Annotated in this window: 22 protein-coding genes and 1 pseudogene; 8 read left to right on the top strand and 15 right to left on the bottom strand. The window is 61.9% G+C overall.

Annotated features, from left to right (window positions below):
- Positions 1-12: 12 nt before the first annotated feature.
- Positions 13-852, bottom strand: a complete 840-nt coding sequence (locus CH285_RS05600) for a hypothetical protein (RefSeq protein WP_141215047.1) — start codon at positions 850-852, stop codon at positions 13-15.
- Positions 853-1401: 549 nt separating this feature from the next.
- Complete coding sequence (locus tag CH285_RS05605) at positions 1402-2379, bottom strand: hypothetical protein (RefSeq protein ID WP_032407140.1); 978 nt, start codon at positions 2377-2379, stop codon at positions 1402-1404.
- A gap of 389 nt (positions 2380-2768) precedes the next feature.
- Between CH285_RS05605 and CH285_RS05610 the strand changes: the two genes are divergently transcribed.
- The 4 genes from CH285_RS05610 (at position 2769) to CH285_RS05625 (ending at position 7044) form a co-directional block, all read left to right on the top strand.
- Positions 2769-3947 carry a sensor histidine kinase gene (locus tag CH285_RS05610; protein ID WP_139278552.1) on the top strand — a complete coding sequence of 393 codons (1179 nt, stop codon included), beginning with the start codon at positions 2769-2771 and terminating at the stop codon, positions 3945-3947.
- Positions 3944-4612, top strand: coding sequence for a response regulator (locus CH285_RS05615; RefSeq protein WP_015586188.1), 669 nt, complete (start codon positions 3944-3946; stop codon positions 4610-4612). The genes CH285_RS05610 and CH285_RS05615 overlap by 4 nt, the downstream gene beginning before the upstream one ends.
- A gap of 72 nt (positions 4613-4684) precedes the next feature.
- Positions 4685-5887 (top strand): glycosyltransferase 87 family protein, encoded by a 1203-nt coding sequence (locus CH285_RS05620; protein ID WP_015586189.1) that lies wholly within the window; start codon positions 4685-4687, stop codon positions 5885-5887.
- Positions 5884-7044 (top strand): glycosyltransferase family 4 protein, encoded by a 1161-nt coding sequence (locus CH285_RS05625; RefSeq protein WP_015586190.1) that lies wholly within the window; start codon positions 5884-5886, stop codon positions 7042-7044. The genes CH285_RS05620 and CH285_RS05625 overlap by 4 nt, the downstream gene beginning before the upstream one ends.
- Before the next feature lie 289 nt (positions 7045-7333).
- Here the strand turns inward: CH285_RS05625 and CH285_RS05630 are convergent, their stop codons facing one another.
- From CH285_RS05630 to CH285_RS05680, 12 genes and pseudogenes are all read right to left on the bottom strand, one after another.
- Positions 7334-7711: a hypothetical protein gene (locus CH285_RS05630; protein WP_015586192.1), complete on the bottom strand. Its 378-nt coding sequence runs from the start codon at positions 7709-7711 to the stop codon at positions 7334-7336.
- Positions 7708-9789, bottom strand: coding sequence for a hypothetical protein (locus CH285_RS05635; protein ID WP_015586193.1), 2082 nt, complete (start codon positions 9787-9789; stop codon positions 7708-7710). The genes CH285_RS05630 and CH285_RS05635 overlap by 4 nt, the downstream gene beginning before the upstream one ends.
- On the bottom strand, positions 9786-11705 hold the full coding sequence (locus tag CH285_RS05640; RefSeq protein ID WP_015586194.1) for a hypothetical protein: 1920 nt from the start codon (positions 11703-11705) through the stop codon (positions 9786-9788). The genes CH285_RS05635 and CH285_RS05640 overlap by 4 nt, the downstream gene beginning before the upstream one ends.
- Entirely contained in the window at positions 11698-12414 is a 717-nt protein-coding gene (locus tag CH285_RS28260) for a hypothetical protein (protein WP_230591637.1), read from the bottom strand. Before CH285_RS28260 ends, CH285_RS05640 begins: the two co-directional genes overlap by 8 nt.
- 333 nt (positions 12415-12747) lie before the next feature.
- Positions 12748-13179 (bottom strand): annotated as a pseudogene (locus tag CH285_RS28625) (site-specific integrase); the annotation flags it as partial.
- Positions 13180-13309: 130 nt separating this feature from the next.
- The gene (locus tag CH285_RS05650; RefSeq protein ID WP_015586196.1) at positions 13310-15214 is read right to left on the bottom strand and encodes a hypothetical protein; all 1905 of its coding nucleotides are present in this window, start codon (positions 15212-15214) and stop codon (positions 13310-13312) included.
- A gap of 752 nt (positions 15215-15966) precedes the next feature.
- The gene (locus CH285_RS05655) at positions 15967-16701 is read right to left on the bottom strand and encodes a type 1 glutamine amidotransferase domain-containing protein (RefSeq protein WP_015586197.1); all 735 of its coding nucleotides are present in this window, start codon (positions 16699-16701) and stop codon (positions 15967-15969) included.
- Complete coding sequence (locus CH285_RS05660) at positions 16698-17705, bottom strand: cupin domain-containing protein (RefSeq protein ID WP_015586198.1); 1008 nt, start codon at positions 17703-17705, stop codon at positions 16698-16700. Before CH285_RS05660 ends, CH285_RS05655 begins: the two co-directional genes overlap by 4 nt.
- Positions 17702-19180, bottom strand: coding sequence for a pyridoxal phosphate-dependent decarboxylase family protein (locus tag CH285_RS05665; RefSeq protein ID WP_015586199.1), 1479 nt, complete (start codon positions 19178-19180; stop codon positions 17702-17704). The genes CH285_RS05660 and CH285_RS05665 overlap by 4 nt, the downstream gene beginning before the upstream one ends.
- Positions 19177-19488 (bottom strand): antibiotic biosynthesis monooxygenase, encoded by a 312-nt coding sequence (locus CH285_RS05670; RefSeq protein ID WP_015586200.1) that lies wholly within the window; start codon positions 19486-19488, stop codon positions 19177-19179. The genes CH285_RS05665 and CH285_RS05670 overlap by 4 nt, the downstream gene beginning before the upstream one ends.
- Positions 19489-19510: 22 nt before the next feature.
- Positions 19511-20347: a hypothetical protein gene (locus tag CH285_RS05675; protein WP_015586201.1), complete on the bottom strand. Its 837-nt coding sequence runs from the start codon at positions 20345-20347 to the stop codon at positions 19511-19513.
- Positions 20298-21290, bottom strand: coding sequence for a DMT family transporter (locus CH285_RS05680; protein WP_230591638.1), 993 nt, complete (start codon positions 21288-21290; stop codon positions 20298-20300). Before CH285_RS05680 ends, CH285_RS05675 begins: the two co-directional genes overlap by 50 nt.
- Before the next feature lie 74 nt (positions 21291-21364).
- Between CH285_RS05680 and CH285_RS05685 the strand changes: the two genes are divergently transcribed.
- From CH285_RS05685 to CH285_RS05700, 4 genes are all read left to right on the top strand, one after another.
- Positions 21365-22240, top strand: a complete 876-nt coding sequence (locus tag CH285_RS05685; protein ID WP_015586203.1) for a LysR family transcriptional regulator — start codon at positions 21365-21367, stop codon at positions 22238-22240.
- A gap of 374 nt (positions 22241-22614) precedes the next feature.
- Positions 22615-22812: a hypothetical protein gene (locus CH285_RS05690; protein ID WP_032375875.1), complete on the top strand. Its 198-nt coding sequence runs from the start codon at positions 22615-22617 to the stop codon at positions 22810-22812.
- 106 nt (positions 22813-22918) lie between these two features.
- Positions 22919-23488 (top strand): MerR family transcriptional regulator, encoded by a 570-nt coding sequence (locus CH285_RS05695; protein ID WP_015586205.1) that lies wholly within the window; start codon positions 22919-22921, stop codon positions 23486-23488.
- Between the two features lie 52 nt (positions 23489-23540).
- Positions 23541-24548 (top strand): DUF6615 family protein, encoded by a 1008-nt coding sequence (locus CH285_RS05700; protein ID WP_139278550.1) that lies wholly within the window; start codon positions 23541-23543, stop codon positions 24546-24548.
- A gap of 136 nt (positions 24549-24684) precedes the next feature.
- Here the strand turns inward: CH285_RS05700 and CH285_RS05705 are convergent, their stop codons facing one another.
- On the bottom strand, positions 24685-25551 hold the full coding sequence (locus CH285_RS05705) for a phosphoadenosine phosphosulfate reductase domain-containing protein (RefSeq protein WP_015586207.1): 867 nt from the start codon (positions 25549-25551) through the stop codon (positions 24685-24687).
- Positions 25552-25849: the final 298 nt, after the last annotated feature.

Here is a 25849-nt window from a genome sequence, read left to right on the forward strand (position 1 = left end):
CCTTTGCTCGTGTCATCCGAGGCGACGGGACGGGCGGGGCACTTTCTCGGGTTCGTTGTTGTCGACGACGTTCCAGTAGCGGCCGTTGGCGTCCATTACCGAGTACCAGATGCTAACGAATGCGGGAGCCGGGTTCTGCTCGGCGGGATCGTCTGATTCCCACCGGATATTGAACGTTTCACCCGCCTCGAGCACGGCCTGCCTCCGCCAACCACCCGATCTGATCGGTGTGTCCTCCGACAGGGCTGTCTCTGCGAACGCCCGCATATTCACCGCGTCAGCGTCGTCTTCGACCTGGGCGCGGAAGCCGTGAATTTCGATCTCGTACAGCGGGTCCTTGCTGCGATTGGTGAATTCTGTGCGCCACTGTTGCTTTCGGTTCGCGTCGAGGCCGTCGGGCCACGGGAGCATGTGCAGTAGTCGGACCTGGTTCGCCTGGTCCTCCAGGTCCGAATGCCGCGTCGATTGGTACGACCGGAGGGCGAGTACGACGCCTGCGGCGGTGAACAGAGCACCACCTGCCGAGACCCATGCCGGCAGCGAGCCCAGATCCACGTTGGTGTGGGTACTCGTCAGAGCAAGGACGGCGACCAGGCCGAGCGCTACGGCCATGGACCACGCCCAGTCTCTTTTGCGTGGACGGGCACGCCAGAAATCGCTGATGGGGCACCCGATCGCGGCACAGCCCAATACAAGGCCTATGAGAGCTGTGGCTACCCAGAACTCCTGGAAGACCCGATCTACGGTCCACCCCGTCCGGTGGAGGGAAAAGGTGCCGAAAATGACGGCGAGTGCACCGCACACCAGGCCTGCGATGCGGCTCCAGGGGCGATCTCCACGCATTGCTTTCACCCAATCACCCTAAGGAGGTGAGCCCACCTGTGCCGCCTGCAGGCACCCTCGCGCCTGGCCGGGTTGGTGTGCAGTGCAACCATCGACTGCGAACTTCCGAACTGACCACGAACAGGCAGACTGGCGCAGCAGGGGCAAGGCCGCACAACGACCCCAGCCGCCCTGGAAGCTAGGCCGTAAGCACCGTGGCACTCGCGCACCAGACAGCTACACAGCACCCCTAGAGCCCGCCCCAGCACGATCGGCAGCCTGGCCGGGCCTTGCCCAACGGACGGTTCAACGCGCGTTCTCTGCGATCGACACCTGCTCGTCGTAGAGCACCGCGTCGAAGTGCACGAAGTTGCACCGCCTCGAATACGCCGGCTTCGTCATCGCCACCAATGCCAACAACGTGAGGGTGGATTCGTAGAGTGCGAACCATTCGTTCTCTGACCGTTTGCAAATGCGGGGTTCATCGCCGTGTGCGAGGTGATTGCGGGCGTCGACGAGGTCTCCTTCCCTTACCGCCCTCGGGCAGTTGGCCGCAGAGCCGATTTTGGGCCTCAGGCACTACGACGCGAAGGTTCCAGCCCAGTCACCAAGGGCGGTGACAAAACCTGCAGTGTCATCTGGGTCGACCTCGGCGATCCACTCGTGGCCGCGACGTATGCGCAGCTTGCCGTACGGGTTGGGTCTGCCCGGGGAATGTGTGTGCGGTCCGAAGCGAACGGGAGTGATGTAGCACGGTGTGTCGCCGTCGCTGATTTTCCCGGGGTGCACAGCGACAACGCAGTGTGCCTCGCAGGGATCGGTATGTGCCCGTGCGCGTCCGCCGTGATGGTTGCATGCAGCGACGAGTTGTTCCATCCGTCGGATTTGTTTCGCGGCCCTCAATCGGTCTCCGAAATCGAGTCCTTCGCTGTAGCAGGTGCGTAGGTAGCCGGATGCGCCTTCGGGTAGAGGTCCTATGGAGCCGAATTCTTGAACGCGGGTGACCAGGCCGGCTTGATTGACTCTGCTGTCGGTTTCGTATTCGTCGCGAGTGTGGTCGAGTAGGTCGCGTCGTTCGTCAGCGTCGGTTTCGAGTTCATCGGCAACAGAGAGTCGTTGTGTGGTGGTCAGGTCGTCGAGTAGGGAGATGAAGTAGTCGTCGACGAGCTGCTCTGCCAGTGCCGAGGACGTCCACGTTTCTCCATGGCGCAGGCCGTCGGTCGAAACTGTTTGTGGCCCAATTCTATTGGATGTTCGGAGCTGCACGATCAATTTCGATATGGCCGTGGCTATCTCTGGGTAGGTGTCGAGCCACATAGCTGCGTCCCATGCGGATTCCGATAGTTGAGTGAGGTAAAAAGCAAGGCTGTGAGCGTACGAGGCGCTGGCGACGGTGGTGATCTTGATGGAATGTTCTTCTGAGTCGAAGCCCGGCCACGTCGCGATTACCGCTGCCCGGTCGTGTGATGCCTTCATTACGCTGTAGCTGGTCATGATGGTGCCGCCTTCTCGTTTGAGAGCCGGGCCGAGCCGGGCGACCAGGAGTGCACGTGGCACTGCCAGACTGGTTGCCAAGCAGGGACAGCCGAAATAGTGGAAGATTCGCCGGAAACCCCGTAGCACCACCACGGCGTCGCTCCTGACCATTCGAGTATGTCACCCGAACGTGGCTGAGGGCAACGACAAGGGCTATGTCCGGCTCGCCGTAGGTCGTTCAACCTGTGTCACCGTCCACAGTCGATCTAGAAGCTGTCTGCGATCAGCTTCGCCGCGCGCCCACGACTGCATCGTGGGCGGCCGCGCAATCTTCGATTTGAAGCGGATCTTCTCAAAGTAGGGTCGTGTCGGTGATTGCCGAACTGACAGCCGGAATCAAAACGGCCCTGCGCCCGACGTTGCCCACAATGAGAGGGCGGACCGACGAGCCTGGTAGTCGGCCGAGATTCATGGCGCTTGCAGCTGGAGCGGTGCTTGTCGCCGTGCTGTTCGGTACTGCGATAGGTCAACTGACGAGTATGGTCAACTCGGTCGCCGCCAGTTACGTCCTCGGCGCTGTTCAGACACTTCCCCTCCTTCTGATCCGGGTGGCACCTCTGCTGACCTGGCAGTTGATCGCACTCGGGATGTTCGCCGGAACGCTGTCAGGGCTGGTTCAGGAAGAGGTTTTCCCATGGCCGGCGGCAAGTTGCATTGCGGCGGGGCTCGCCCTGTATCGAGTGGCCCGAGTGCATCCGCCGAACGTGGGAGCCGCGGTCGCCCTCGTGTCCTTCCTGGCGGTCGTGGTCCCGACTGTCTTGACGGTGAAGATGCCACCGTTCGCTTTGCTGATCATTGCCGCGACGTTGGCTGCGATCACCGTCGCGGGAGTGGTCATGATGCGACTGTCGTCGGCGGAAACCGCCCTGGCGGACGAACAGCAGCTCCGCATGGGACAGGAGCGGCGTCAGGCGGTGATCGAAGAGCGGGCGCGGATCGCACGGGAACTGCACGATGTAGTGGCGCACCACATGTCGATGATCGCGGTGCAGGCACAGGCCGCACGGTTCAAGAGCCCCGACCTCCCACCCGAGGCGATTGCGACGTTCGACGACATACATCGCGCATCGGCAACCGCACTGACCGAGATGCGCCAGGTTATCGAGGTCCTTCGTGACCCGGACGAGGCAACTGAACACTCACCGGCACCGAACCTGTCCGACATCGGCGCCCTTGTGAGCCAATGGAGCGCGGCCGGAGCCCACGTCACGTTGTATACGGACGGGGAGCTCGACACGCTGCCGGAAGCGCTGTCCACTACCGTCTACCGCATCCTCCAGGAATCGCTCGCCAATGCAGCACGTCACGCACCCGGCACGAAGGTTGAGATACGCGTGACCCGCACGAACGACGAGCTTCGGGTGACTGTCGGCAACGAAACCGAACAGGTGTCCGCCGATTCGAGAGGCCGAGGACACGGACTTGTCGGTATCTCCGAGCGGGCAGCCGCATTCGGCGGAAGCATGACTGCCGGGATGACGAAGAACGGACGATTCGAGGTGTCTGTAATCTTCCCAGTTCGCGGACGAAACATCCCACCACGCAGTAACATTGGCGATGATCCGAGCGCAGTGGAGCGCCGCCGATGACCATCAGGGTTCTGCTGGCGGACGACCAGGAATTGGTGCGCGACGGAATCGCAGCCGTACTCAGGGCCGAACCTGACATCGTCGTGGTCGGTGAGGCCGCGAACGGTGCGGAGGCCGTCGATCTTGCTGTCAGCCTGCGGCCCGACGTTGTCGTGATGGACATCCGAATGCCAGTGCTCGATGGAATCCGGGCGACCGAGCAGATCCTCGCATCACTGGGCGAGAGGACGAACTCGATCCGCGTGCTGATGCTCACGACGTTCGACCTCGACGATTACGTGTACGAAGCGCTCAGTGTCGGTGCAAGCGGGTTTCTGCTCAAGCAATCCACCGCAGCGGATTTCGTCCGGGGCGTCCGCACAGTCGCGTCCGGGGAATCGATGCTGGCACCGACTGTCACAACCCGGCTCATCTCGGAGTTCGCCCGGCGTCGGCGCGGTCGCCCGAACACCGCCGCAGTGTCGGCGTTGACTCCCCGAGAGCTCGACGTGTTGGACGCTCTGGCCACGGGTCTGTCGAATCGAGAGATCGCGTCCGATCTCGTGCTGGCGGAGGAGACAGTGAAGACCCACGTCGGGCGGATTCTCACCAAGCTCGACCTTCGTGACCGGACGCAGGCTGTCGTTTTCTACTACGAAAATGAACTCTCCCACCGACTCGACTAGCTCCTCCGGGGGATGCCGAGTTTGGCTCCGATGCGTGACGACATAGTCCCACTGTCTTTGTAGCGTCGAAACATGCTCTTACAGAGGGATTCTCGTAGCATTGTCGGTCGGGACCGCCTACTCGTCGGGATCTACGTGGCACTCGCCGCGTACACGGCCGTGTACGTGATGACCACCGAATTGACCACGCATCGGGTGTGGGGAGTGTGCGCTGTCACTGGCTATCTCGCTGCGGGTGCGGTCCTGTTGCGATCACGTAATCGACCTCGAGCGGCTGGTGTCGCTGTGTTGGGCGCTGTGTTGGTTCCGATGATCGTGCTGATCGGGGGCGCACTCGCGCAGCTCGAGGTTGCAGTAGTCATCGACTCGGCCCGCCACTTGCTCGACACCGGCAGTCCATATGTCAATGACCCTCACGAGCTGACTCAGTACAACCCGTACCTTCCGGCGATGGCGTTGTTCGGGCTGCCTGGCGTCGTCCTGGAGGGTCCGCTCGGGGACCCCAGAGTCTGGTTCGGAGTGTTCTTCGCCGCCTGTGTGCTCATCGTTGTTCGGCTGACGAGATCCGACCGGGGACGAATCGATCAGGAGTCGTTCGGGAAGCTCGGGCTTCTCACAGCGTCCCCTCTCATCGCGATTCCGCTGTGCACAGGTGGGGTGGATCTGCCGGTCATCGGTGCTTGTCTGCTCGGTTTGGCGCTGATGGCGGCAGACCGCCGATGGGCCGCGGCTGCTGTGTTGGCGTTCGCATGCGCACTGAAGTGGACCGCATGGCCGGTAGCCATCGTCGCGTTGGTACTACATCGTCAACGCGCCGGTACATGGTCAGCAGTGCGGGTCAGTGCGGTGTCCGTTGCTCTGGCGGGAGCGGTAGTCGTTCCTCCAGTGATCCTCGATGGCGGCGCACTGGTGGAGCACACGGTGTTGTTCCCACTCGGTCGCGCAGACGTTCCGACTCCGGCAGGCTCGTCGGTGATCGGCGGCGCGTTGGCGGAAGCGGGCGAGTACGGCCACATCGTTTCTTTGCTCGCACTTTTCGTCGGTGCCATCGTCATCGGAATCAGACTGTGCGTGAAACCACCGCGCACGTTCGCGGCGGCCTGCTCGATCGCTGCACTCGGGCTCACCGTGCTGTTCCTTCTTGCCCCTTCGGCCAGGTTCGGGTACTTCGCCTACCCTTTGATGTTCTGGGGAATGGCGTGGATTGCGAGGGTTCCCGGAACGGACACCGCCGTCTCGAGTCCCAATCGTGAAAGCGAGCGGGTCGCGGCATGAGCCGGACCTTGATCGTGACCAACGACTTCCCGCCGAGGCAGGGCGGCATCGAAACGTTCGCATCGGAAATGGCTCACCGCTTTCCGTCCGAGTCGATCGTGGTCTACACCTCGGCGGAACGCGGAGCAGCCGCATACGACGCTTCGCTTCCATTCTTGGTCATACGGGACCGCAGCCGAACCCTGCTTCCGACGGGACGGGTGATGCGCAGGGCAGGTCGAATCGCGCTCGAACACGGCTGCGATACCGCGTGGATCGCTGCCGCAGCTCCCCTGGGCCTGATCGCTCCCGCGCTTCGGGCCTGCGGGGTGAAGCGGGTCGTCGCCACCACTCACGGGCATGAAACATGGTGGGCCAAGGTTCCTTTGACGCGGTGGGGATTGCACACAATTGGCCGTTGGGTCGACGTGCTGACGTACATCTCCGGCCATACCTACCGCGCAATCCTGCCAGCGGTTACGCCCGATACAGCGTTGGTGCGTTTGAGCCCGGGCGTCGACGTCGAACAATTCAACCCCGTGCGCGGCTCCGTGGCGGGCCCCGATCCATCCCCGGACGGCAACAGCGGCGTGATCGTGTGCACCGCGCGTCTCGTCCCGCGGAAAGGCCAGGACTCGTTGATTCGTGCGCTTCCTGCGGTTCTGGAACGACATCCCGACACCACGTTGCTTCTCGTCGGCGACGGCCCTGACCGTCGACGTCTGCAGCGTCTGGCCCGGACAAAGGGCGTGGAGAACGCGGTGACCTTCGTTGGGGGACTTCCGCACGAGCTCGTTGCGCAAGTCCTCGCCGGCGCCACGATCTTCGCGATGCCGTGCCGAACGCGTCGCCTGGGACTCGAAGAGGAGGGACTCGGTATCGCATACCTGGAGGCCTCCGCCATGGGACTGCCGATCATCGCGGGTGATTCCGGAGGTGCCCCCGAAACCGTGCAGGCAGGCCGAACTGGCTATGTAGTCAAAGACGTCGAGCAATTGACCCAAGCCATCGTCGAACTCCTCGACAACCCGGTCCGCGCCCGCGCGATGGGTGAACGCGGACGCAGTTGGGTTGCGGCGCAATGGACTTGGAATACCGCGTATTCAACTCTTCTCACTGCTCTGTTCCCGAACGTCCTGGCAGACGGCCAGGATCGGTCGAGTACGCCACAACAGTGATTCGCAAAACCGCCTGACCCTGCGATCTAGACCTACAGCTCAGAGCGGTGGCGGTAACTCGGGGCGGGTGTGAGCCGGTCCGGGCACGAGAGCTGCAACACCGGAGTCGCCGGAGCTTCGAGGTGGGGTGAGATTGTCGCATTGGGCTCAAGGCTTCGCTCCATTCGCGTTGGCCACTGGCTTGCGTATCCGCCCGGGAAGCGTTTGGGCACGCGATATGTCAACCTGACCAGCGAGGTCACGGCTACGGCCGACGCGGATCGGAGTTGGGCTGGAGAAGGTGCCAGCTTCATCGAGGTCTGAGTGTGGTGACGCCGGACGTCTTATCGAGCTCCGCTGTCATCGCTGCGTTGTCGAGGGTGAGTTGACGGATTGCGTTCGCGTAGATCGCCACTAGCTTTTTCAGGTCGGAGTTATCGCGCCGCAGTCGAGCGAGATCGTCTGCTGCACTGTCTTTTCGGCTGACCTGTGTCGCTGCCCGACTCTTGTTTTGTTGCTGGAACCAGGTGATGAGGGCGGGATAGTTCCGGTAGAACGTCGCGTGGGTAATGCCGAGACGGTCCTCTACCGAGGTGACGGTTGCTCGACGCCCCGATGTTTCGCATTCGGTAAGCACGCCATCCATCGCGGCCTGGACTGCGGCGTCATCGGGGAGTGGTTTCTTCACGGTGCTGTGAGTGAAACGTTGTGCTCGTCGGTGAGGAATTCTGCGATTTCGGATCGTTTGAGTTGGAGGCGGTGACGAACATAGGGGCCCAGACGGACGGTGTCGGAGAGTTCGCGGTCGTAGGACTGCAGCGCTTCCTTCATCTGCTCGCGGTTGCCGGTGGTCAGTGCTGCGTTGCGGCAGCGCAGTGGTTGGCAGTCCGGCAGTGACGGTCCGTCTCGTCCGTCGCTTCGTCGGCAGAGCGCGCGGTCGGGGTTGTGGACGCAGGTCACGAATTCGCCTGGGTAGATGTGGGGGTCGTGACGTGCCATGTGGCGTTGCATTCGTTTGGGGTCGTTGATGACCGTGCCGTCGAATCGAACGTGACGCTCGAATTCAGCGAGCCGTCGTTCTGCCTCGGCGGCGGCGGGTCCGGTCAGACGGTGCAGATCCGGGTTGGTGATCAGGTCGGCGAGCTTGTCGCCGCGGGCGATGTCGTCTTCGGCTTCGTCGCGGAACCCCGACTGGGAGGTGCCGGCGTAGCCCTCGAACATCTGGACGCGCACGTGGCGATATTGCAGTGCCCCGGCGATGCTCCCGCCGGGGCGTCTCGCGATGTACCAGGCCAGGGTTCGCCGGAACTGTCGGCTGCTCAGCTTCCATGCCGCGCCATTGACCTCGGGAATCCGATCGCGGTGACCGAGTTTGCTGCTGAATTTGTCGATCCAACTTACGAAGTCGGCCAGGTCGCGGTTCGTGGCAGCGGTAGATTTCACATGGTTGGGCCGCGGGCTGCCGCTTCTTCTCGAGGTCGGGGGCAGCGCAAACAGGTATTTCTCCGTCGTGGGTTGCAACCGTTCCAGGACTGCAACTGCCCGTTGTGCAGGCGCGGTAACGACCCAGGTGGCGGCGACCCCGGTGGCCTGTCGTTCACCTTTGAACGCCACTCCGGTTATCCGGTGCCTTGCGACCTTTCCGGTGTCGTCCCGCCATACCGATACGCATCCTCGCTGTAGGTGTTTGACCTCGCTGTCCCGCATGCCGGAGAGGTAGATGATCACGATGTAGCAGGCGATGTACAGCATCCTGGTGAGTTCTTCGAGTTCCGCATATCGGATCCGTCCCCGCCAGAGTTGTCCGTCCAACAGTCCGTCGATCGGTGCCCGCAGGTAGGTGTCGTCGTCGATCCCGAGCTCGGCGACGGCAGCGATGATGACCGCGCCGGCGGGCCGGGTCGGGCCGACGACCGAGCGGCCGAGATTGGCTTCGCGGCGCAGGTGACTCAAATTCACCGTTCCTTGGTAGGCCGGAAGCGCGCGTCGTTCACCGCGATAGCGAGCTATTACCCGGGAGATCGCCGCGACGTTGGCCCGTGTGTCTGTCTGCGGCCCTCGGCGATCTTGTCCCGGCGCGGCCGGGGGTCTTTGCAGCGTGTGCCACTCTGCCCCGGCGCGGAGCACATCGGGTGCGAAATCGTCGACCCATCGCATGGCCCAGACCAGTAGCGGTGCGTGCACCTGCTCGGGTATGCGGGCGGTCTCGTTCTCGTGTCCGTGCTGGGAGTGTCCGGACCGGGGTGTATCGAGGGCGGCGGCCGGATCGAAGGTCAAAGGATCATCGAGGTGTGCACGGCAGAGCCACAGCAGCTGAAAGGCCCGCGGAAGGTGCGCTCTGCTTCCGTCGGTGAGGCGGAGCTCGTGCACATGCTGCTTGAAGGCCCGTAGGTCGTCGCGCGTGATCGCGGAGATCGAGCGTAGGCCACGGTTGTCGACCCAGCGCAGGACCGCACCCACTTGCCCGGACAGGTTTGCGACCGTGTCGATCGCCTTGATGCGTTCGCACCCGCGAGGACGATCCGCCCGGAGCAATGCGTAAGTAACCTGTTTCGCGACCTCGCGAAAACTCTTAGGAACATTGGTGAAGTCGATGGATATCTGCTTCTGGTGTTGTTGTCGCTGTGCGGGTCCCAGCCTCCACACCATGTCCGAAAAGCGTGCCGTGTCTTCGAGTACCGCGCCCGGTCGCAAAGTTCGGTCCCCGAGCACCAGCGTTTCGGCAGATATCCGTGCTGGCCCGGGGTGGGGTGCTGGCAAGCTCATGCGAGTTCCTTCAATCCGTCGAGCAGGTCGGCGGGTAGGTCGTCAGGTTTCGCGGCGCGGGCCTGTTCCTGTTGCGCATCAGTAAATTTGGGAAGTATCAGGCGGGTGATGATCAGCCAAGTGACGCCGTGCCGACCACACCAATCGTCGATGTCGCGTTGGTCGAGATCACGTTGAAGCCAGTCGAGCAACGAGAAAAGGTGGGGGAGGTGGCGTTCGGTGACCAACGCGTTCGGGCAGCGCAGGCAGGTCAGGAAGGACACCCCACACACTCCGCCGCCGCTGAATGGGCTGTGCTCGAAGTCCAGACACGAACTCACCAAGGTGTCCAGTTCGCCGTCGACTGCGCGCCGGATCTGATCGACCGAAACACCCAGTCCGGCGGCGGTGCCAGTTGGATCCGACACGAATGCAGCCGCCCCAGTGGGTCCGAGAATTCTCCCACGGAAGGCATGAGCATTGTGTTCTGCCTCGTGGAGTGCTTCGGTGAGTACCTCATCGGCCCAGTCACGCACCCTAGGATCGCTACGCAGGTAGTGCAGAAATGACACATCCGGCGTGTTCGTTCTCGACGCAGACCTGAGATGCCCTCCGACAGCGCGTGTTCGACGCACTTCCACCGTGGTTTTCAGACGGTTCATCGACAACACCAACGGTTCCGCCCCCGGACCATTGCCGTCGGCTGTCAGACCATGCTGCGCAACCCACTTGCGATGCTCGAGCCATCGGCCAACCTGCAGATCGAAAGGGTCGATGTGACCGTTGGCTGCCGAGCGCGTCCGGATGAAGTCCGCTGTTCCTCGCATGTTGTCACGTGTCCAAATGGACCACACCCGTCGGCTACCGCTGAATGCTCTGCTACTGCTGGTCAACTCGTGGAGCAGTAGGAAGAAGCCGCCGGGGGTGTGCAGTCCGGAGTCGTTCGGGCCGCCCTCCCAGTGCACTGTTTCGCAGGTACGAGCCTTTCCTCGCCGGCGCTTGATCACGTTGACCGCTACCGCGCGATCCTCCAGAACGCGGTGCTCGGGCGAAAGCTCCTTGATTGTTTCGCTGTTACGGCCACTGAGTCCGACGCCCAGCACGAGCAGGGGCAGCACGTCGCGGGTCGTGAGAAATAGTTGACCGGCCTTCGTCAGCCATCCGGCCAGGTCGGTGACAGATCCGGAGACAGTGCTCGGGCGTTGCGGTGGTGTGACGGCACCGGTGCTCGCCATCTCCGCCAGATGCGCGGCTCGCTCGCGTTCTGCCGCTGAAAGCGTGTGCGGCTGCAGCTCGAACACGGACAGCAATCGCCGCGACGACCGCAGCCGCCCGCGAAGGGCAGCGACGTCCGAACGTGCCGCTGCCATGATCGCCATGAACTCGCGGTCCGAGTATCCGGGAGCCGCGCCGGCCCCGGGTCGGTGAGGTTCATGGAAGTCACCCGGTCGCGCTACGTATTCTGCGACCTCCCAGTGCAATCGGGTGACCGGCAGGTGGCGAAGTATCAGTTTCACTGCAGCCATCTGTTGGGTCACGCGCGTCGCAGTGGTTCTTTTGAGCTGCAGTGCGCGATAGTGCTCGAGATTCGCCACCGTCACTCGGTCCAAACAGACAGGCGGCTGTGGGAGATCGCCGAGGAACCTCAGGAAACGCTGCAGAGTGATCCACCCGTTGTCGGCACCCGAACGGGTGCGCACCTGACCCACCGGCCCGATTCGAGCCGCCCATGCGACAGCCAGATCGGCGTGAAGCTCAGGGCAGGGCAACCGCGCGAACGAATAGTGCGCTGTCCTGTTGTCCTCGCCGTAGAACCGCACAACCGGCGGGTCGCCTGCTGATTGCTCGGTGACATCGGGCTGGTAGTAGCCATCTGGATGCGGTGCCACGTGATGCAGTCCCGCACGGCGCACTTGGCCGTTGATCGGCTCAGACAACGCAATTGTCCGCGCAGGATAAGTCGGGGTCGACTCGCTTCTCGACAACGGTGGGCTCCCACCCGTCGGGGACCAACGCCACGCGCGTCTCCATCTCCAATTCCGAGAGGGTGTGCAGGTAGATCTGTGTCGTCTCGATCGAGCGATGCCCCAATCGAATGCGGATCCAGTTCAGCGGGTCGCCGAACACACGTTGGTACGTCTCGCGCTGAGGTCCCGACATCGGTGTCAGCTCCTTGATATGCCCGCGCCACAGTTGTTCGAGAGTGATCACGGCAAACGAATGCCGAAGCATGTGCGGATGACACCGGATCGGGACCTCGCGGCGCACACAGCGGCGGTTTGCTGTCTTGAACACTTCCTGCCACGCGGACGGCTTGCTCGGAAGACCGTCCTCGTTGATCCACAGGGCAATTGGCTCCAAGCCCTCGCGGCACTCGATGAAAGTACGGCGCCGCTCGTCGTGGGTGAGCTTGGCAGCGTCGACCCGTTCGCCGCCGATTCGAACGAACGGCCGAAGCCGATTGGCAACGATCAGCGGACTCCGAATCTGCTCGTACGCGCCGTTCGCCTGGGCCATCTCGATGGCTTCCGCCCGCTCTATCGCGATGTAGTTCCATACCTCGGTCAACGTCGACATCGGGAAGTAGATGTGGCGGGCCGATCCACCCTTGGCGATACTCCGCGGAAGCCACGATCGAACGTTCAACGTGCCCGCTACTGGGTGAGGGAATTCGAACACACTCAAGCTTGTCTGCTCGGACAACCGTAAACCGGTGCGAATCATCAGGTCGCAATAAGCCCCGTTCCGTGAGGCAAACCGTCCGCGGAACGCCGGATCCGGCAACCCTGCCATGTCGAAACCTCGGACACCTATATCGCGCCACCGCCGATACGTGGCCGGTGGGAGCCACGCGACGTCATTGACTCGGCCCCTGTGCGATGACTCTGCCGGTGTTTGACCGCGGGGTCTCCGTGGATCTCGGCTGCGAGATAGGCGCTGCACGAACGGGTTACATGCGGCGTGCCCGCGTACGACTGCCCAGCGATAGAACTGGTTCACCGTCGCTACCTCACGGTCCCACGTCGTAGCTTCTACTCGTGCGCCCGCCGGGTCGAGCAATCGCCAATGCTTGTACGCATCACGATCGCCTGGCGTTGCATCAGTCCATGATCTCTGGGATCGGTTGTCCCATAGGAATTTCAGGAACCGTTTCAGGTCGTACGCATACGCTGCCTGGGTGGTCGGCGGTGCGTTGATCAACTCCGTGGTGAAAAAGTCGTTCAGGCGTACGTCGTATCGTCCGGACGGATCGATCAGGTACGGAGTGCCATCCGGCGTTTTGCCGGTGTGAGGCAATCTGTCGAGATCCTCCGATTCAGCCCCCGGGTCGTTCACTGACCGAGGTATAGGCAACTGCTGACGAGTGAAAAACAGTCGCCAGCCCAATACGCCGGAACCCCCCGAATGCACAGCCGCAAGCTATCACCGATACCTGCGGACAAAGTTCAGAACCGCATAACGCCTCGATCACCAATGGTGCCCCGCCGACGCCGCCCAGCCCGTCGAGTAGCTACCGGAGCGGGGTGTTCGGGCTGGCCGATCAGTCTTGTTCTGTAATCGGTGTTTTCCGATGGGCAAGTGCGTTACTCATCAACGCATCCATCCATTCCCGTGTCATGTCCAAGCCTGAGTGGTTTTCCAGCAGTTCAGCGGCGGTAGCCGCCACCTTCTGTGAGAATAGAGCCAGAATGCTGATTGACTCGTGCGCCACCAGAGTCGTCACCACATTCAGTGCGTCACCACGCGCGCGTTGCAAGGCGTACGGCTCGTGAGCGTCGAGCTGCAAGTCCTTCAGGAGCTCTCTTGCGCCTTCCCAGTTAGGCTTTTTGTGGGCGTGCGCGTATGCGCCCAATACTCGATTCCAAGCCGACAGTCGACTCCACCCGGCGGTCTCTATCCACCGCTGGGGCTTGTTGTGTACGGATTTTTCAAGGCGCTGCGCTTTCTCCGGTTTCGTCCGGTGGACTCTTGATCGAGCGATTTGTTCGAGCGTGCATCGAAGCGAGGCCATCGCCCGGTCGTCGTCTTCCAACCACAGCCAGTATGCGGACCGCAACGTCGACGACACCAGAGCCAGTGGAGTCGATGCTGCTGGTAGCAGAGGACCGTTGCGTGTCCACAGAGCAGCAAGAGCTGCCAACTCGGCAACCACGATGTAGTTCGTCCCGCGCGAGGCCACCGAGTCAATGTTGAAATCGTCGCCTAGTTCGTCTCGCTCGGCGGCGAGGGCTCGTAGCGCAAACGATGCACTCGCCTGGCGATGAGCGCCGAAGGCTAAAGTCGCAAGCTCGTCGTCCCGATACAAGCGACCTGCGGGCCGATGATTCCAGGCCAGCGACTCGTACGTGGATCGTTGATCGTCTAGGTAGCGAACAAACACCGGCAAGAGGCCTTCATCGGGCGACAATGGCATGACTGTAGGCAATCTCGGCAGTACGAACGATGCCGAATAAGGGAGGGCATCATCTGGTGGTTCTTCACACGCGACGTCAGCCGACGGCCGTACGGCAAGGTTGATACTTGCTATCAACGTCACGGCGTCCTCGGGATCGCCCTGCCGATACAGGCCAGCAGCCGTCATGTACTGGATCTGGGTAAGGCTCAAGCTCAACGCGTCCGCTATGCAGTCCACCGCGCCGTATACGACACTTGGTACATCGAATCTGCTCAGGAGCGCGGCCGACTCCCACCACATGGCTTCCTCGAAGAGTCGCGCATGCATTATTTCGCTGAGAACGCCGTAGACGACGGCTGGGCATACTTCACGTCCGTTCGCCAGGACGACGTGCTTATGAGGTGCGGTTGGCTCCTCTGTGCTTGCGGAGCTGTCGTCGCCCTCGATATCTTGCGCAGTAGTCGGGTCTGCGTCGCCCTCGATGTTGGATGATTCCGGCGGTGCGCCAGGATTTGGCATGCGCTCGGCGTATGCGGTCCACGCACGCGCGATGAAGTCCTCCACTTTTTCAGACGGATGTTGCTCGACTCCGACGACAGGTGCCATGACCGCAGTCCATCGTTCGAGTTGTTGTCGGGCGATCGTGGCAGCGGCCACCACTTGTCCTGCGAGAAGCAGTCGGGTGGCCGCGACGCAGCTGTCCACTCCCCAACCGAGGTCGTGAGGCCATTTGCCATAATAGGCTGACGGTGCGCGATCCAAAGTGAGGTTCAGCTTGCGATGCGCGATATCCAGTATTGCTATCGGTGCCAGAAAAAGGATTGCTTCGAATCGGAATCCATCCGGCAGCTTCTCCGTGTTCTTCATCCTGACGTTGTGGCGCGCAATCAGAGTCTCGGCCAATCGATCGGGTCCAGATCCGCACATGCGCTCGTAATCGCGCACTTTGGTGCCGACTCGCCGTCCACGGTCATCTTTGCGCTTCGCTTTGCGTTCTGCGCTGCTCAGATGGTCCATATCGCCAGGCGACGGAATGCTTGCTCTGTCCATTCGTGCAGCCTACGAGGTCGAGCAATGCTAGGTCGCCGAATGCAGTCAGCCAGCTGTAGAGTGGTCCCAGCATGCACGACGCCTCCGGGGTGATTGAGGCGAGGTCTTGAATCGTTTTGGCCGGTGATCCGGGAAGTGCTATCGCAGGTATCGAAGCGGTCAATTCCGTAAGGTCTGCCGGGCAGCGGCGCGGCAGAATTGATGCGACAATAGGACTACTTAAAGTATCTGCCTTCTACTCTTCGCAGAGTTCGTTCTCATCGTTTGGAGGAATGGGTTGCTCAAGCGAAAAGGTGAATTACCTGCTATAATTGGTGGATGCCGGAAAAGCATCGGTAAATCTATTGAATGGAGGATCTATTTGAATCATGATAGATAAATTATACACCTTAGCGGCGATCATTGTTGCCGTGACAGAAGTAATTAAGGCAACAACGGGATTGGTTGTAGCAGCGTCTACATTGATCCCTTCGATATTAATGTTGATTTGCATTATTGCGGCGCTTTAATCGATGGAAAGACCCGTCACTCGACCTAGGGTGGCGGGTTTTCTGTATCTGTAATGTCGGTTTTCATGGTCGTGTTTTCGTTTCGGTCGGTCAGTGGTTAAGAATGCTGGTCGTGGCGACTTCGGCCAAGACGTCAATCCTGACAGACAGAATAGGCCTCTAAAATTCCAAATCCCACGCACGTTACAGCGTTCCGAGCAGTTCCATCCAGGGATAAAGCCGAGAGGTCAACCGGCCGGTGAACTAGCGAGTTCCTGAACGGGTAGTCGAACTGGAGTAGTTTGCGATCCGTTGGGTCAGCTGTTCTGCGACCGCCTCGGTGGAGGCGGGGTTCTGTCCGGTGATGAGCGTGTCGGTGATTTCGATGTGCTGCTGCCACGGGTGTCCTGCGGTGTACGTGCCGCCCCGGCGCTGGATTTCCTGCTCGACGGTGAAGGGGAGCGTGCCGAGCAGTCCTACATCGGCTTCCTCTTGGTCCGAGAAACTCGTCATCGTCAGGGCTGCATACGGCCACGTTGCTCCGGATGCTGTGTCGGCAAGCAACGCCGCAGTTCCATGGCAGACCGTCGCGATCGGGGTCCCCTCCCGTCGGAGCGCGCGGAGAAACTCTCCAACGTGAGAGTTCTTGTGCAGGTCCACCACTGGCCCGTAGCCGCCGGGCACAAAGATCCCGTCGACGGTAGAGGGGTCAACCGTTTCGAGCGCGGCCGGCGCGCGCAAATTTTCGCTCAGACCGGATAGGTACGTTCTGTACCCGTCAGGGTCTGGGCTGTGAGGGGCGTGCATGCTGTCGGGCTCGACGTGCGCAGCGCCGCCGCCGGGTGTCGCGATGATCGTCCGTATGTTTGCGGCCGTGAAGATTCGATGGGCTGTGATGAACTCTTCGGCCCAGAAGCCGCATGGTTGAGTGGAGCCGTCATTGAGCGTCAGAATGTGGGCTTCGGACAGCAGGATCGTGATGGTCGACGTTGGTGTCACCGTTGTGCGTCTTTCTCTTCGCGGTAGAGACCGAGGGCGGTCATCGCGGGCGCGTCGTTGAACTCGAACAGCACGGCTGGAATGTCGGTGTCGTTGACGTAGCTGACAGTCGACCACGATGGAACGGCGAGGCTGTCTCCTTCGCTGCACCGGAACGGCTTTCCGTCGACGTGGATGGTGGACAACCCTTGTGCCCCGATCAAGACGGCGGAAGCGGTGCGCCGCATCGGTTGTGTTTGGATCCCTGCAGGTAGGAGTGTGAATGCAGCATCGATGACCGGTGTGACAGGGTCGTGGGTTCCTTCTGCGTGCAGGGTGTGTCGGTATGCGTGGTGCGGGTCGGCCTCGTGGGTCCGCTGTTGCTCACCGAGAGCGCGAAGTACGTTGTCCCACTTGTAGAGCAGCGGCTCGCTCAGGTTTCGGTGGTGTCTGTCTTGCGCGAAAATGTGGGGCTCGAGGTGGGTGTTGTCGGTGTGGAGCTCGAACTGTGTCGCGGCGAGGGCGGCGACGAGGGGGTCGTTGGTGCAATCCTGCCAGATGGCGGGGGAGTCGGTGGGGCTGTCGTTGCCGTGCTCATGCCATTCGCCGGCGGGGGTGATCACCACGTCGCGAGGCTCGAGATACATCTTGGTTCCACCGACGGCCGTCCATGCCCCGTCACCCTCGTGCATGTAGCGCAGGGCCGTCGGCGCGTGCCGATGCGGGGTCATACCTTCACCGCGGTTGATGATCTGCAGCCCCGAATAGAGATATCCGACGGCGGCCTCGCGGGCATGGCCCGGATTGGCGAGGGTCAGTACCCGTAGAGCTGCTCGGTCGCCCTTGACCATGTCGGCGGCCGCGATCGCGAGCGGTCGAAGCTCGGCATAACTCCAGTGCACGGCATGGGAGTCGGGGGCCGGGGCCCACGGCAAGTTCTCGTTGGCCGCGGACCACCGCCCGATGGCGGAGATTGCTGCCGCCTTCTCGTGCAGCATGGCCTCGGTGGAAATGGTGGTGGTCACGATGCAGGTACCTCCTGTTGGGTGACGGTCACTGAAGCGAGTGGTCGGGGTGTGCCGACGACGGCGTCGGCTGCCTCGGTAAGTTCGGCAACCAGTTGGTCGATGTGGTCGGCAGTGGTGTGGATGTTGCCGATGGACACTCGGATGACGTAGTGGCCGTCGAGCTCGGAGTGGGAGAGCAGCGTCCGGTGGGTGCTGTTGACGGTCTCGAGGATCTTCCGCGTCGCCTGTCCGTCGGCAGAGGAGATCCGGAGGCAGAGCAAGGGGAGCGGCGAATCGTTCGCGAGATGCCACCGCGGGTCTGCGGCAAGGGCGTCTCGCAGCCTCGTCGCCAGGGTGAGACTGTGTTCGAGTCGAGTTCGGATGCCTCGTATTCCGAAGGCGCGCAGGGTCCACCACAGTTTCAGAGCTCGGAATTGTCGCCCAAGGTTGAGGGTGTAATTCATGTAGTCGATACCGCCGGTGGTGTCGGTACGCAGGTATTCGGGAACCAGTGTGAAGGCGGCTTCGAGTGCTCCGGGGTGACGGCAGAACAGTGCCCCGCACTCCATAGGGGTGAAGAGCACTTTGTGTGGGTTGGCGACGAGAGAATCGGCGGCCGCGAGTGACGGAAGGACCTGCGCGATGGCCGGGGCTATGCGCCAGAAGCCTCCGTACGCGGCGTCGACGTGCAGCCACACTCGGTGGTCGCGGCACACGGCCGCAATCGCCTCGACCGGGTCGAGAGCACCTGAAGTGGTCGTACCGACGGTGGCGACAACAGCGATCGGTGTGTAACCGTCCGCGACGTCCGATCCAATGCGAGTCGACAGAGCAGCAGGATCGAGTTGGCCGCTAGCGTCGGTGGGTAGGCGTACGACATTGTCGAGCCCGATGCCGAGAGCGATCGCAGCTTTGTCGACCGACGAGTGGGCCTGGTCGGAGGCGTAGATCCGGCCGGGTTTCTGGCCGGATGTTCCGTGATGTCGAACCTCGGGCTGTGCCCGGTGGCGGGCGGTGGCCAACGCGTAGAACGTGCCCAGTGATGCACCGTCGACGAGCAGTGCGTCTGCGGCGGGGTAGTCGAGCAGTTCGGCGAGCCATCTGGTGACGGTGTCTTCGACGGCGGCAGCCGAGGGCGCGCTCTTCCACAACATGACGTTGACGTTCAATGCCGCAGCGGTCATCTCGGCGAGGATGGCCGGTCCGGAGGAACTGTTGCTGAAGTAGGCGTGGAATCGTGGATGGTTCCAGTGCGTCAAATGCGGAACGACGTTGTTCCAGGTGTCGTCGAGTATGTCGGCGAAATCTGTTGCCTCGGACGGCAGCTCGCTGTCGATCGCGTCGGCGACATCGGCCGCATCGGCCGGCGTCGTGACGGGCACGTCGTCGAGCGCGGCGAAGTGTCGACATATTCGATCGAGGGTGTCGGTGCCGAAGGCTTTGAGCTGCTCGGGAGTCCAGTCGCCAGTCGGCTTTGTTGGGTCGGGGGTCATTCGACGTCGACCGGCAGCTCGTGGGCGAAGACGACCTCGCGGGGGCGTTCGCAGTACCGGCGGTAGAAATCTTCGAGTAGTGGCGTCTCCGATTCGAGGAGGTGCGTGGCGTGCTCGGCGCTTTCCCAGGGGTAGGTCATCGTTACGCGTTGGGGGTCCGATGCGTGCTGGAAGAAGCGCGCGTGGCCCGCCCACCCCGGGTGGTGGTGTGCGTTGTCGTCGAGGAGTTCGTCCATTTCTTGCAGGACCGAGAGGGCGTTCTCGGCCGCTTCGGCGGTCAGGTGCCAGGTTTCGATGACGGTGATCATGAGAGGGCGAAGCCTTTCTGTTTCAGTTGCTCTGACCGGTGCTGTCGAAGTGCTCTTGCAGCAGTGAATCGCCGCCGGGGACGAATCGTTGGCAGATGAGTTGGTGGGCGCGCCGGTTCTCGGCCTGGCTCTTCCAGAGCCGTCGTGCGGAATCTGCTGCGACGCCGGGAAGTTCAGCCGTCTTGAGCGTTGTACGGACGATCTTGGCGCGGGTGAGCATCACGTCGTGATCCCGGTTGAACACGGCGGAGAACCCGGGTTCGAGCCAGGGCGGTTCCATGGAAGGCCGGACGAAGTCACGGTAGATCTCCGGTGAGAAATCGGACGCGTACCGCATGCTCTCGGTCGCCCCGGCGTAGAGAGTCCCTAGTTCGGTGAGTTGGTGGGCGAGAGTGGGCCACTGCTTGTTTGCAAGGCACTCCAGCACTGCCGCGAGCCGGCTGTTCATGGATATGACGAACAGGTGGAACAGGTGGTGGCCCTTCTTCCAGCGTGTGATCGCTTGTCGTGCAGAGTCGTTCGGAGCCTGCGGGGTGCGATTGTCCGCACTGTGGTCCGTCGGCGCTGCCAATTGGGAAGGATCTCGTTCCCGTGCGGACACGGCTGCTGCGGCGGAGGCATCGCCGACGACTACGGCCAGGGCGTCGAGTAGGCGGAGTCGTGAGTCGTTGTCCAGAGTGGACTGCGGCAGATCTGTGGTGATGGCGGTGACGACGGTCAGTGCGCTGACCGCCCACGCGTGCGGGTCGTTGCTGCGGGAGATCCTGAAGTAGGTGTCGTATTCGGCGCTGCGGGCGACAGGGATGGTGCTATCGGTGGGTAGGACGACTCGATCGATGCTCGTCGGAGATGGGGTCATGAAGGCCTCTTCCGTGGCTTGAAGTGGAGTCAGGGTGGTGGGGGTGTCGGGTTGCGGTCCAGACGGCTCCGACGACGACGGCGGCTCCGGCTAGTTGAATCCAGGTGGGTCGCTCGCTGAGGACAACGAATCCGAACGCGATAGCCAGCACAGGCTGCAGCAGGAGTAGGGCCGCGACGGTATTAGCCGCCAGCGATCGGGATCCCGAACTGATGAACAGCCAGGCGGCAACCTGTCCGAGCAAAGCGAGCGCGATCATCCATCCCCACGCGGCCGCGGAGATGTCGAGATCGAGGTCTCCGAGGCCTGCCGAGACAATGCCGGCAGTGACCGTTGCCGATGCGGTGGCCACACAGATCGGGGTGACCAGATGGCTGGGGCTTCGCTGGGTGGAGCGGCGGTTCAGGAACAGGTAGGCCGCGTACGCGGCACCGGCGGAGATTCCCAGGATGGACCCGCGGAGCGCGTTGTCGGCTCCTGTTCCGCCGATGAGTCCGCCGGCGAGTGCAACGCCGAGCAGCATGCAAGGCACCGCCATGAGGAATCGTCGGGGGATTGCGGTTCGATCGACGACGAGCGCGATCAGCGGCAGCACGACGACCTGGACATTGATAAGGACGGTGGCGATCGAGGCACCGACGTCGAGGATGCTCGCGGTCCACATCACGTAGTCCGCTCCGAGGAAGACTCCGGCACCAATGGCCATGGGATACAACCTCGTCGGCATTGCGCCGCGTCGGTGAAGTTCCCACAGCGCCATCGGAACGAGAGCCGCCAGCGCGATCAGACATCGTAGAAATGCCGCCGTCCCCGAGGTGACATCGGCGAGTTTGACGAAGGTTGCGGACAGTGACAGCGACGCGGCACCGGCGATGACCAGCGCCGCATTCCCGCCCACCCCCCGATCGGCGGCGTCAGCTCTCGGTATCGCGGTTCTGGTCACCTGGTCAAGGCAACCAGTTACAAACCGATAAGTCTACTAGCCAGTTCTACCGCTGAAACAGTAGTATCACTTATATGTTGTCGTGGGATCGGATGAAAGTTTTCGCCGCAGTAGCCGAACAAGGTTCGGTCACTCGAGCTGCAGAATCTTTACACCTCACCGGACCCGGAGTGTCGCAACACATCCGCAAGTTGGAGAAGGAAGCCGGCACCACCCTGGTCGAGAGAGAGGGAAGGTCGATACGGCTGACCCCCGCCGGTCGCGCACTGGCGACACGTGCGGCCGCCATGTCCGCTCTCGCCGAAGCCGCAGAAGACGACCTTGCCTCGATCGACACCGACGTTGCCGGAGCGCTGAGAGTAGGCGCGGTCGCAAGTGCATTACGTCGGCTGGTGGTCCCAGCTCTGGCAGACCTTGCTCGCACGTATCCACTGCTGCGCCCCGAGGTCGTCGACGGAGAAGGAATCGATTTGCTCGACCGCCTCCAGCACCGCACCCTCGATCTCGTCGTCTTCGAGTCCTGGGACCATCGGCCGGCGACGGTCCCCGCAGGTATCGACGTCCACACGCTCCACACCGAGGATGTACACCTCGCGGTACCGATCGAGGACAACCGTGAGATGGCAACCCTCTCCGGCGAAACGGAATCGATCTGGACGGTATGCCCATCAGGGTCGGATGCGCACTCCGCGCTCGTGCACGCATTGCGCGAAGCTGGAGTCGAACCGACGATCCGCTACGAGGTGTCCGACTACTCGACCCAACTGGCCCTCGTCGAAGCAGGTCTGGCCGTCGCGCTGGTTCCGGACACCGCGCGAGTCCGAACGGCCAGGGTGCGGTATCTGCCGACCGAGCCGGCCGTGACACGTTCGCTACGTGCGGCGAGCTCGACCCGAATCCCGGCAGTCGGCGCGCTCCTGAATGCGATGAACGTGATTCTCGCAGGCTGATTCCGCGGCCGATCTCACCCGTAACGCTCGGTTATCAGGACTGCTCAAAAGGTAACGGGCAGGCACATGACATCTGCGAAACAGGTTGTATGGCAGTGATTGTCAGGGCGCAGGTATGCGCTAGATCCGGGTTCACGGCCACCGGAGGCGGGGAGATCGAGAATGCTGAACGTCAGCAGGGCGACGGTGGTGGCCGAACACTGTCCGACACGCCCGTGGGATCAAGCTTCGTAGAATTCCCCTATTCGGGGAATTCTACGTTCCGTTCAAGACCTCCGCCATCGGTGCCATAATCGTTACGGTGCGGCGATGAACAGCATCACGCCCCATGAAATGACCCCACTCAGCCCGATTGCATCGGCAGGTTTGCTCGGATGAGCGGCGACGACGTGCTGAACTTCTGCTCCCTGGTAGTGGCAGTCACTGCCGTTATAGCGATCCGTTCCTTCACGGAGTTCCGATCCAAGCGGGTCACGATAGCCGTCTTCCTCGCGGTGTTTCTGCTCTTCAGGTTCGGTGTTCCTCGTCTTACGCCGTTCATCGGATGGCTGCTCGGTTTGTCCGCCGAGTAACGGTGGGGGCGGACGTGCAGAGGTGGCCCGCTGGCCGGGAGAGAAAGCAGAGCGATGTCGAGCGGTATCGTGCATCGAACGATCGATTAAAGGGTGGGTGCGAGTTGTGAGCTGCAGCGAACAGGGTTCGTTCGAGGACATCGTGCCGGGGCTTTTCAAGACCTCGAACGGCACCGCCGCCGACGCCGTGAACGGGTGTCTGGGGTACAAATCGCCCCAGGTCCAGCAAGTGACTGGGGTAACGTACCGCCAGCTCGACTACTGGGCCCGTACAGGGCTTGTGTCACCGTCGATCCGCCCTGCATCCGGTTCGGGATCGCAAAGGATGTATGCCTTCTCCGACATCGTGGTGGTCAAAGTGATTCGTCGTCTCCTCGAGGCCGGAGTGTCTTTGCAGAATGTACGCATTGCGATCGAGTGCCTGCGTGCGCGTGACGCCCAGGGGCTGGCGTCTGTAACTCTGCTCTGCGACGGTATTTCGGTGTACGAGTGCACATCTGACGACGAGATAGTGGACTTGCTACACGGTGGTCAGGGCGTGTTCGGCATCGCGATCGGACATACAGTCGCGGACGTGGCTGCCGATATCCGTGCGCTCCCTGCAGTTTCTGTGGGAAGCGACAAGGTCACCCGAATCGACGAACTGGGATCGCGACGCGACCGCAAGAGCGCCTGAAGTCGGCCCCGGGATGAGTACACACTTCAGTGCCAATTACATGGTCCACGCGATGAATGAAGCAGCCTCTGATACCTGGGATCTGATGGAGACGGGAATTGCAGGCGGCATCGGACCTGGAGAAGAGACGCTCACCGACCTCAACTTGATCAAGCTTCAGCAGCGTATTCCGGCGCTGAGAGTGACGAAATACGCCAAGGCGGTCGAGGCGGGCAACGGTGCGGATTGGGAGTGGTGGATCGGTTCTTCGGCCGACGAGCGGTGGATCAAGCTTCGTATTCAAGCAAAACGCGCCAGCCACAAATTCAACCGCTATGAGCAGCTCGGACACTCAGTTAAAGAAGTCAAGCAGTACGAGACCCTGATTTTGAAGAGCAGGCTCGACGGTGCAACTCCGTTGTATGTCTTCTTCAACGGGTGGCCCGAAGATAGATTTCTCGTAAAGGGCCAGTACATCGATGCGATCGCACGCAACCTCAGGGCGGTGCACGGCGGGCACGTTCCGTATCCGATGTGGGGCTCGTTGGATTGGGGGTGCGCAGTCTCCGCGGCGCAGAAGGTCAAAGAAATTTATGAGAACCCATCCACATCAGTCTTCCCGCCAGCTCTCATCCCAGCTGCTACCCGCCGAAACAAGCGCTATATCCCACGGTATCTCGTGCATTCGACCCCTTGGGCGTATCTACTTCACTCCGGGCCTTCGGGCGCGGCTCCGACTGTGCGGCAGGTGGCCGAGAACCTGCACCACATGGAGGGAAACAGATCGCCGCTCACCGACGATGCCTTCGAAGCAATGACTTACCCGATTCCGTCTCGCGAAGCCGAGCAGGCCGCCTACGGCATGTACACGATGAGGAAATTTCTCGACCCCCGCGATGAGGCGCGTTACGCTCAGCGCCTCGCGAGCGCCGAACAATTCGCTCATGAGATCGGCAGAGACGATCTGGTGGGTCGAATGCTGAACCTGCCCGACGAGACCGAGCGGACAGGGCCGGGGTATCGCCTGTTGTTGGAGCTCAACCCGGAAAGTTCAGACCTCATGAACCTACGCCTGAGCTAGCGCCGATCGGCCGACAAGAGGTCGTTTGGTTCTGATGCAAAAAAAGTAGTCGGAGGCCACCGTGTGGTGTGCCTCCGACTCACCCTGTGCAATCTCAGTGCCAGGAATGCTACACGCGCACAGTCGATATGGCGATCTACACGAACTCGCGTATTCGCGGGAGCACTGCGGCGATCTCCTCGAACAGGCTCGGCCAACCTCGACGCAGACGAGTGACCCTGCCCGATTCGAGGAAATTTCCGTCGAGAATGTGTGAAACCCGCAGATTCGCTGCAGGTGCGCCCAGCGCGGCCAGTTTGGCGTAGACAGGGTTGCTCGGAAGGTCGTGCTGATGCGAATAGGCGAGCACATCGTCCGCGGACCAGTCCCATACCGGCCCATAGGCCACAGTTCCATCGGTGCGGCGAACCGTCCCCCCGTGGTGTCGACGCTGCTCCGCTTTGTTGCTGCAGCAGCTCGCGCCTTGGCAGCGCTCGCTGATCTCACGTGCGAGAGCGGAGTAGTACATCGACCACCTGCCGGTTCCTTTCCTGGATTCGTCTGCCCGCACGCCCCAGACCTCCCCGTCACCGAACTTGGTGTGCGCAGCCCGGGCAGGCTGCGCAATCAAGGTCTCGAAGCCTCGTGCGGGTACATGAGCCGACGGGCTACCGCCGTGGTCCCATTCCCCGGTCCGGGCCATCACTGTCAGCAGCGTTGGTTCAGCGCGAATGATGTGCAGGTCCAGTCCCAGCTTCGTCGCAATCTGCTCGACGTAGGCGTAGGTCTCGGGGTATTCGAGACCGGAATCGAAAAAGGCTACCGGGACATCTGGGTCCGCCTGGCGGGCGAGATCGACAGCAACGACGGAATCTTTTCCACCGCTGAATGCGACGTACCCATCGAATTCGTCGAGGTGTTCGGCCACGCGATCGACGATCGTCGAAATGTCATGCCGCGAGGATCGAAGGGACCGTAGTCGAGTGAGATCGAGGCCGTCGAAATCGTTGCTACGCACCGCCACAACGATAGTCGGGACACGGACACTTCAGACTGGACAAAGCAGAAGCTGTACCCGAACAGGCGGAATTACCGGTTGCACAACGGCGGTCCGTGGGGCCGCTCGGCAGCAGTTTTCGGGGTGTTCGAGGTGTCCGGTGCCGGTGTTATGTTCGCCCGGATATCGTCCGTTGAATGAGCAAGAGGAAGAGGTGGCGACCGATGAGTCCCACAGAGTCCGACCCAGGCAGCGCGTTGCCCCGGTGGGTGGTCGATCCGTCGGCGGCGAACAATGCGACCGATCAGTCGAACCATTCCGAGCC

This window comes from Rhodococcus sp. 05-2256-B1 (assembly GCF_002258465.1).
Taxonomy (GTDB): domain Bacteria; phylum Actinomycetota; class Actinomycetes; order Mycobacteriales; family Mycobacteriaceae; genus Rhodococcoides; species Rhodococcoides fascians.

Excerpts from the sequence above, each read along its gene's own strand:
- CH285_RS05625 (WP_015586190.1), top strand. The coding sequence starts at position 5,884 with ATGAGCCGGACCTTGATCGTGACCAACGACTTCCCGCCGAGGCAGGGC.
- CH285_RS05690 (WP_032375875.1), top strand. The coding sequence starts at position 22,615 with ATGAGCGGCGACGACGTGCTGAACTTCTGCTCCCTGGTAGTGGCAGTC.
- CH285_RS05685 (WP_015586203.1), top strand. The coding sequence starts at position 21,365 with ATGTTGTCGTGGGATCGGATGAAAGTTTTCGCCGCAGTAGCCGAACAA.
- CH285_RS05615 (WP_015586188.1), top strand. The coding sequence starts at position 3,944 with ATGACCATCAGGGTTCTGCTGGCGGACGACCAGGAATTGGTGCGCGAC.
- CH285_RS05700 (WP_139278550.1), top strand. The coding sequence starts at position 23,541 with ATGAATGAAGCAGCCTCTGATACCTGGGATCTGATGGAGACGGGAATT.
- CH285_RS05620 (WP_015586189.1), top strand. The coding sequence starts at position 4,685 with ATGCTCTTACAGAGGGATTCTCGTAGCATTGTCGGTCGGGACCGCCTA.
- CH285_RS05675 (WP_015586201.1), bottom strand. The coding sequence starts at position 20,347 with ATGACCCCATCTCCGACGAGCATCGATCGAGTCGTCCTACCCACCGAT.
- CH285_RS05665 (WP_015586199.1), bottom strand. The coding sequence starts at position 19,180 with ATGACCCCCGACCCAACAAAGCCGACTGGCGACTGGACTCCCGAGCAG.
- CH285_RS05635 (WP_015586193.1), bottom strand. The coding sequence starts at position 9,789 with ATGAGCTTGCCAGCACCCCACCCCGGGCCAGCACGGATATCTGCCGAA.
- CH285_RS05670 (WP_015586200.1), bottom strand. The coding sequence starts at position 19,488 with ATGATCACCGTCATCGAAACCTGGCACCTGACCGCCGAAGCGGCCGAG.
- CH285_RS05610 (WP_139278552.1), top strand. The coding sequence starts at position 2,769 with ATGGCGCTTGCAGCTGGAGCGGTGCTTGTCGCCGTGCTGTTCGGTACT.
- CH285_RS05650 (WP_015586196.1), bottom strand. The coding sequence starts at position 15,214 with ATGGACAGAGCAAGCATTCCGTCGCCTGGCGATATGGACCATCTGAGC.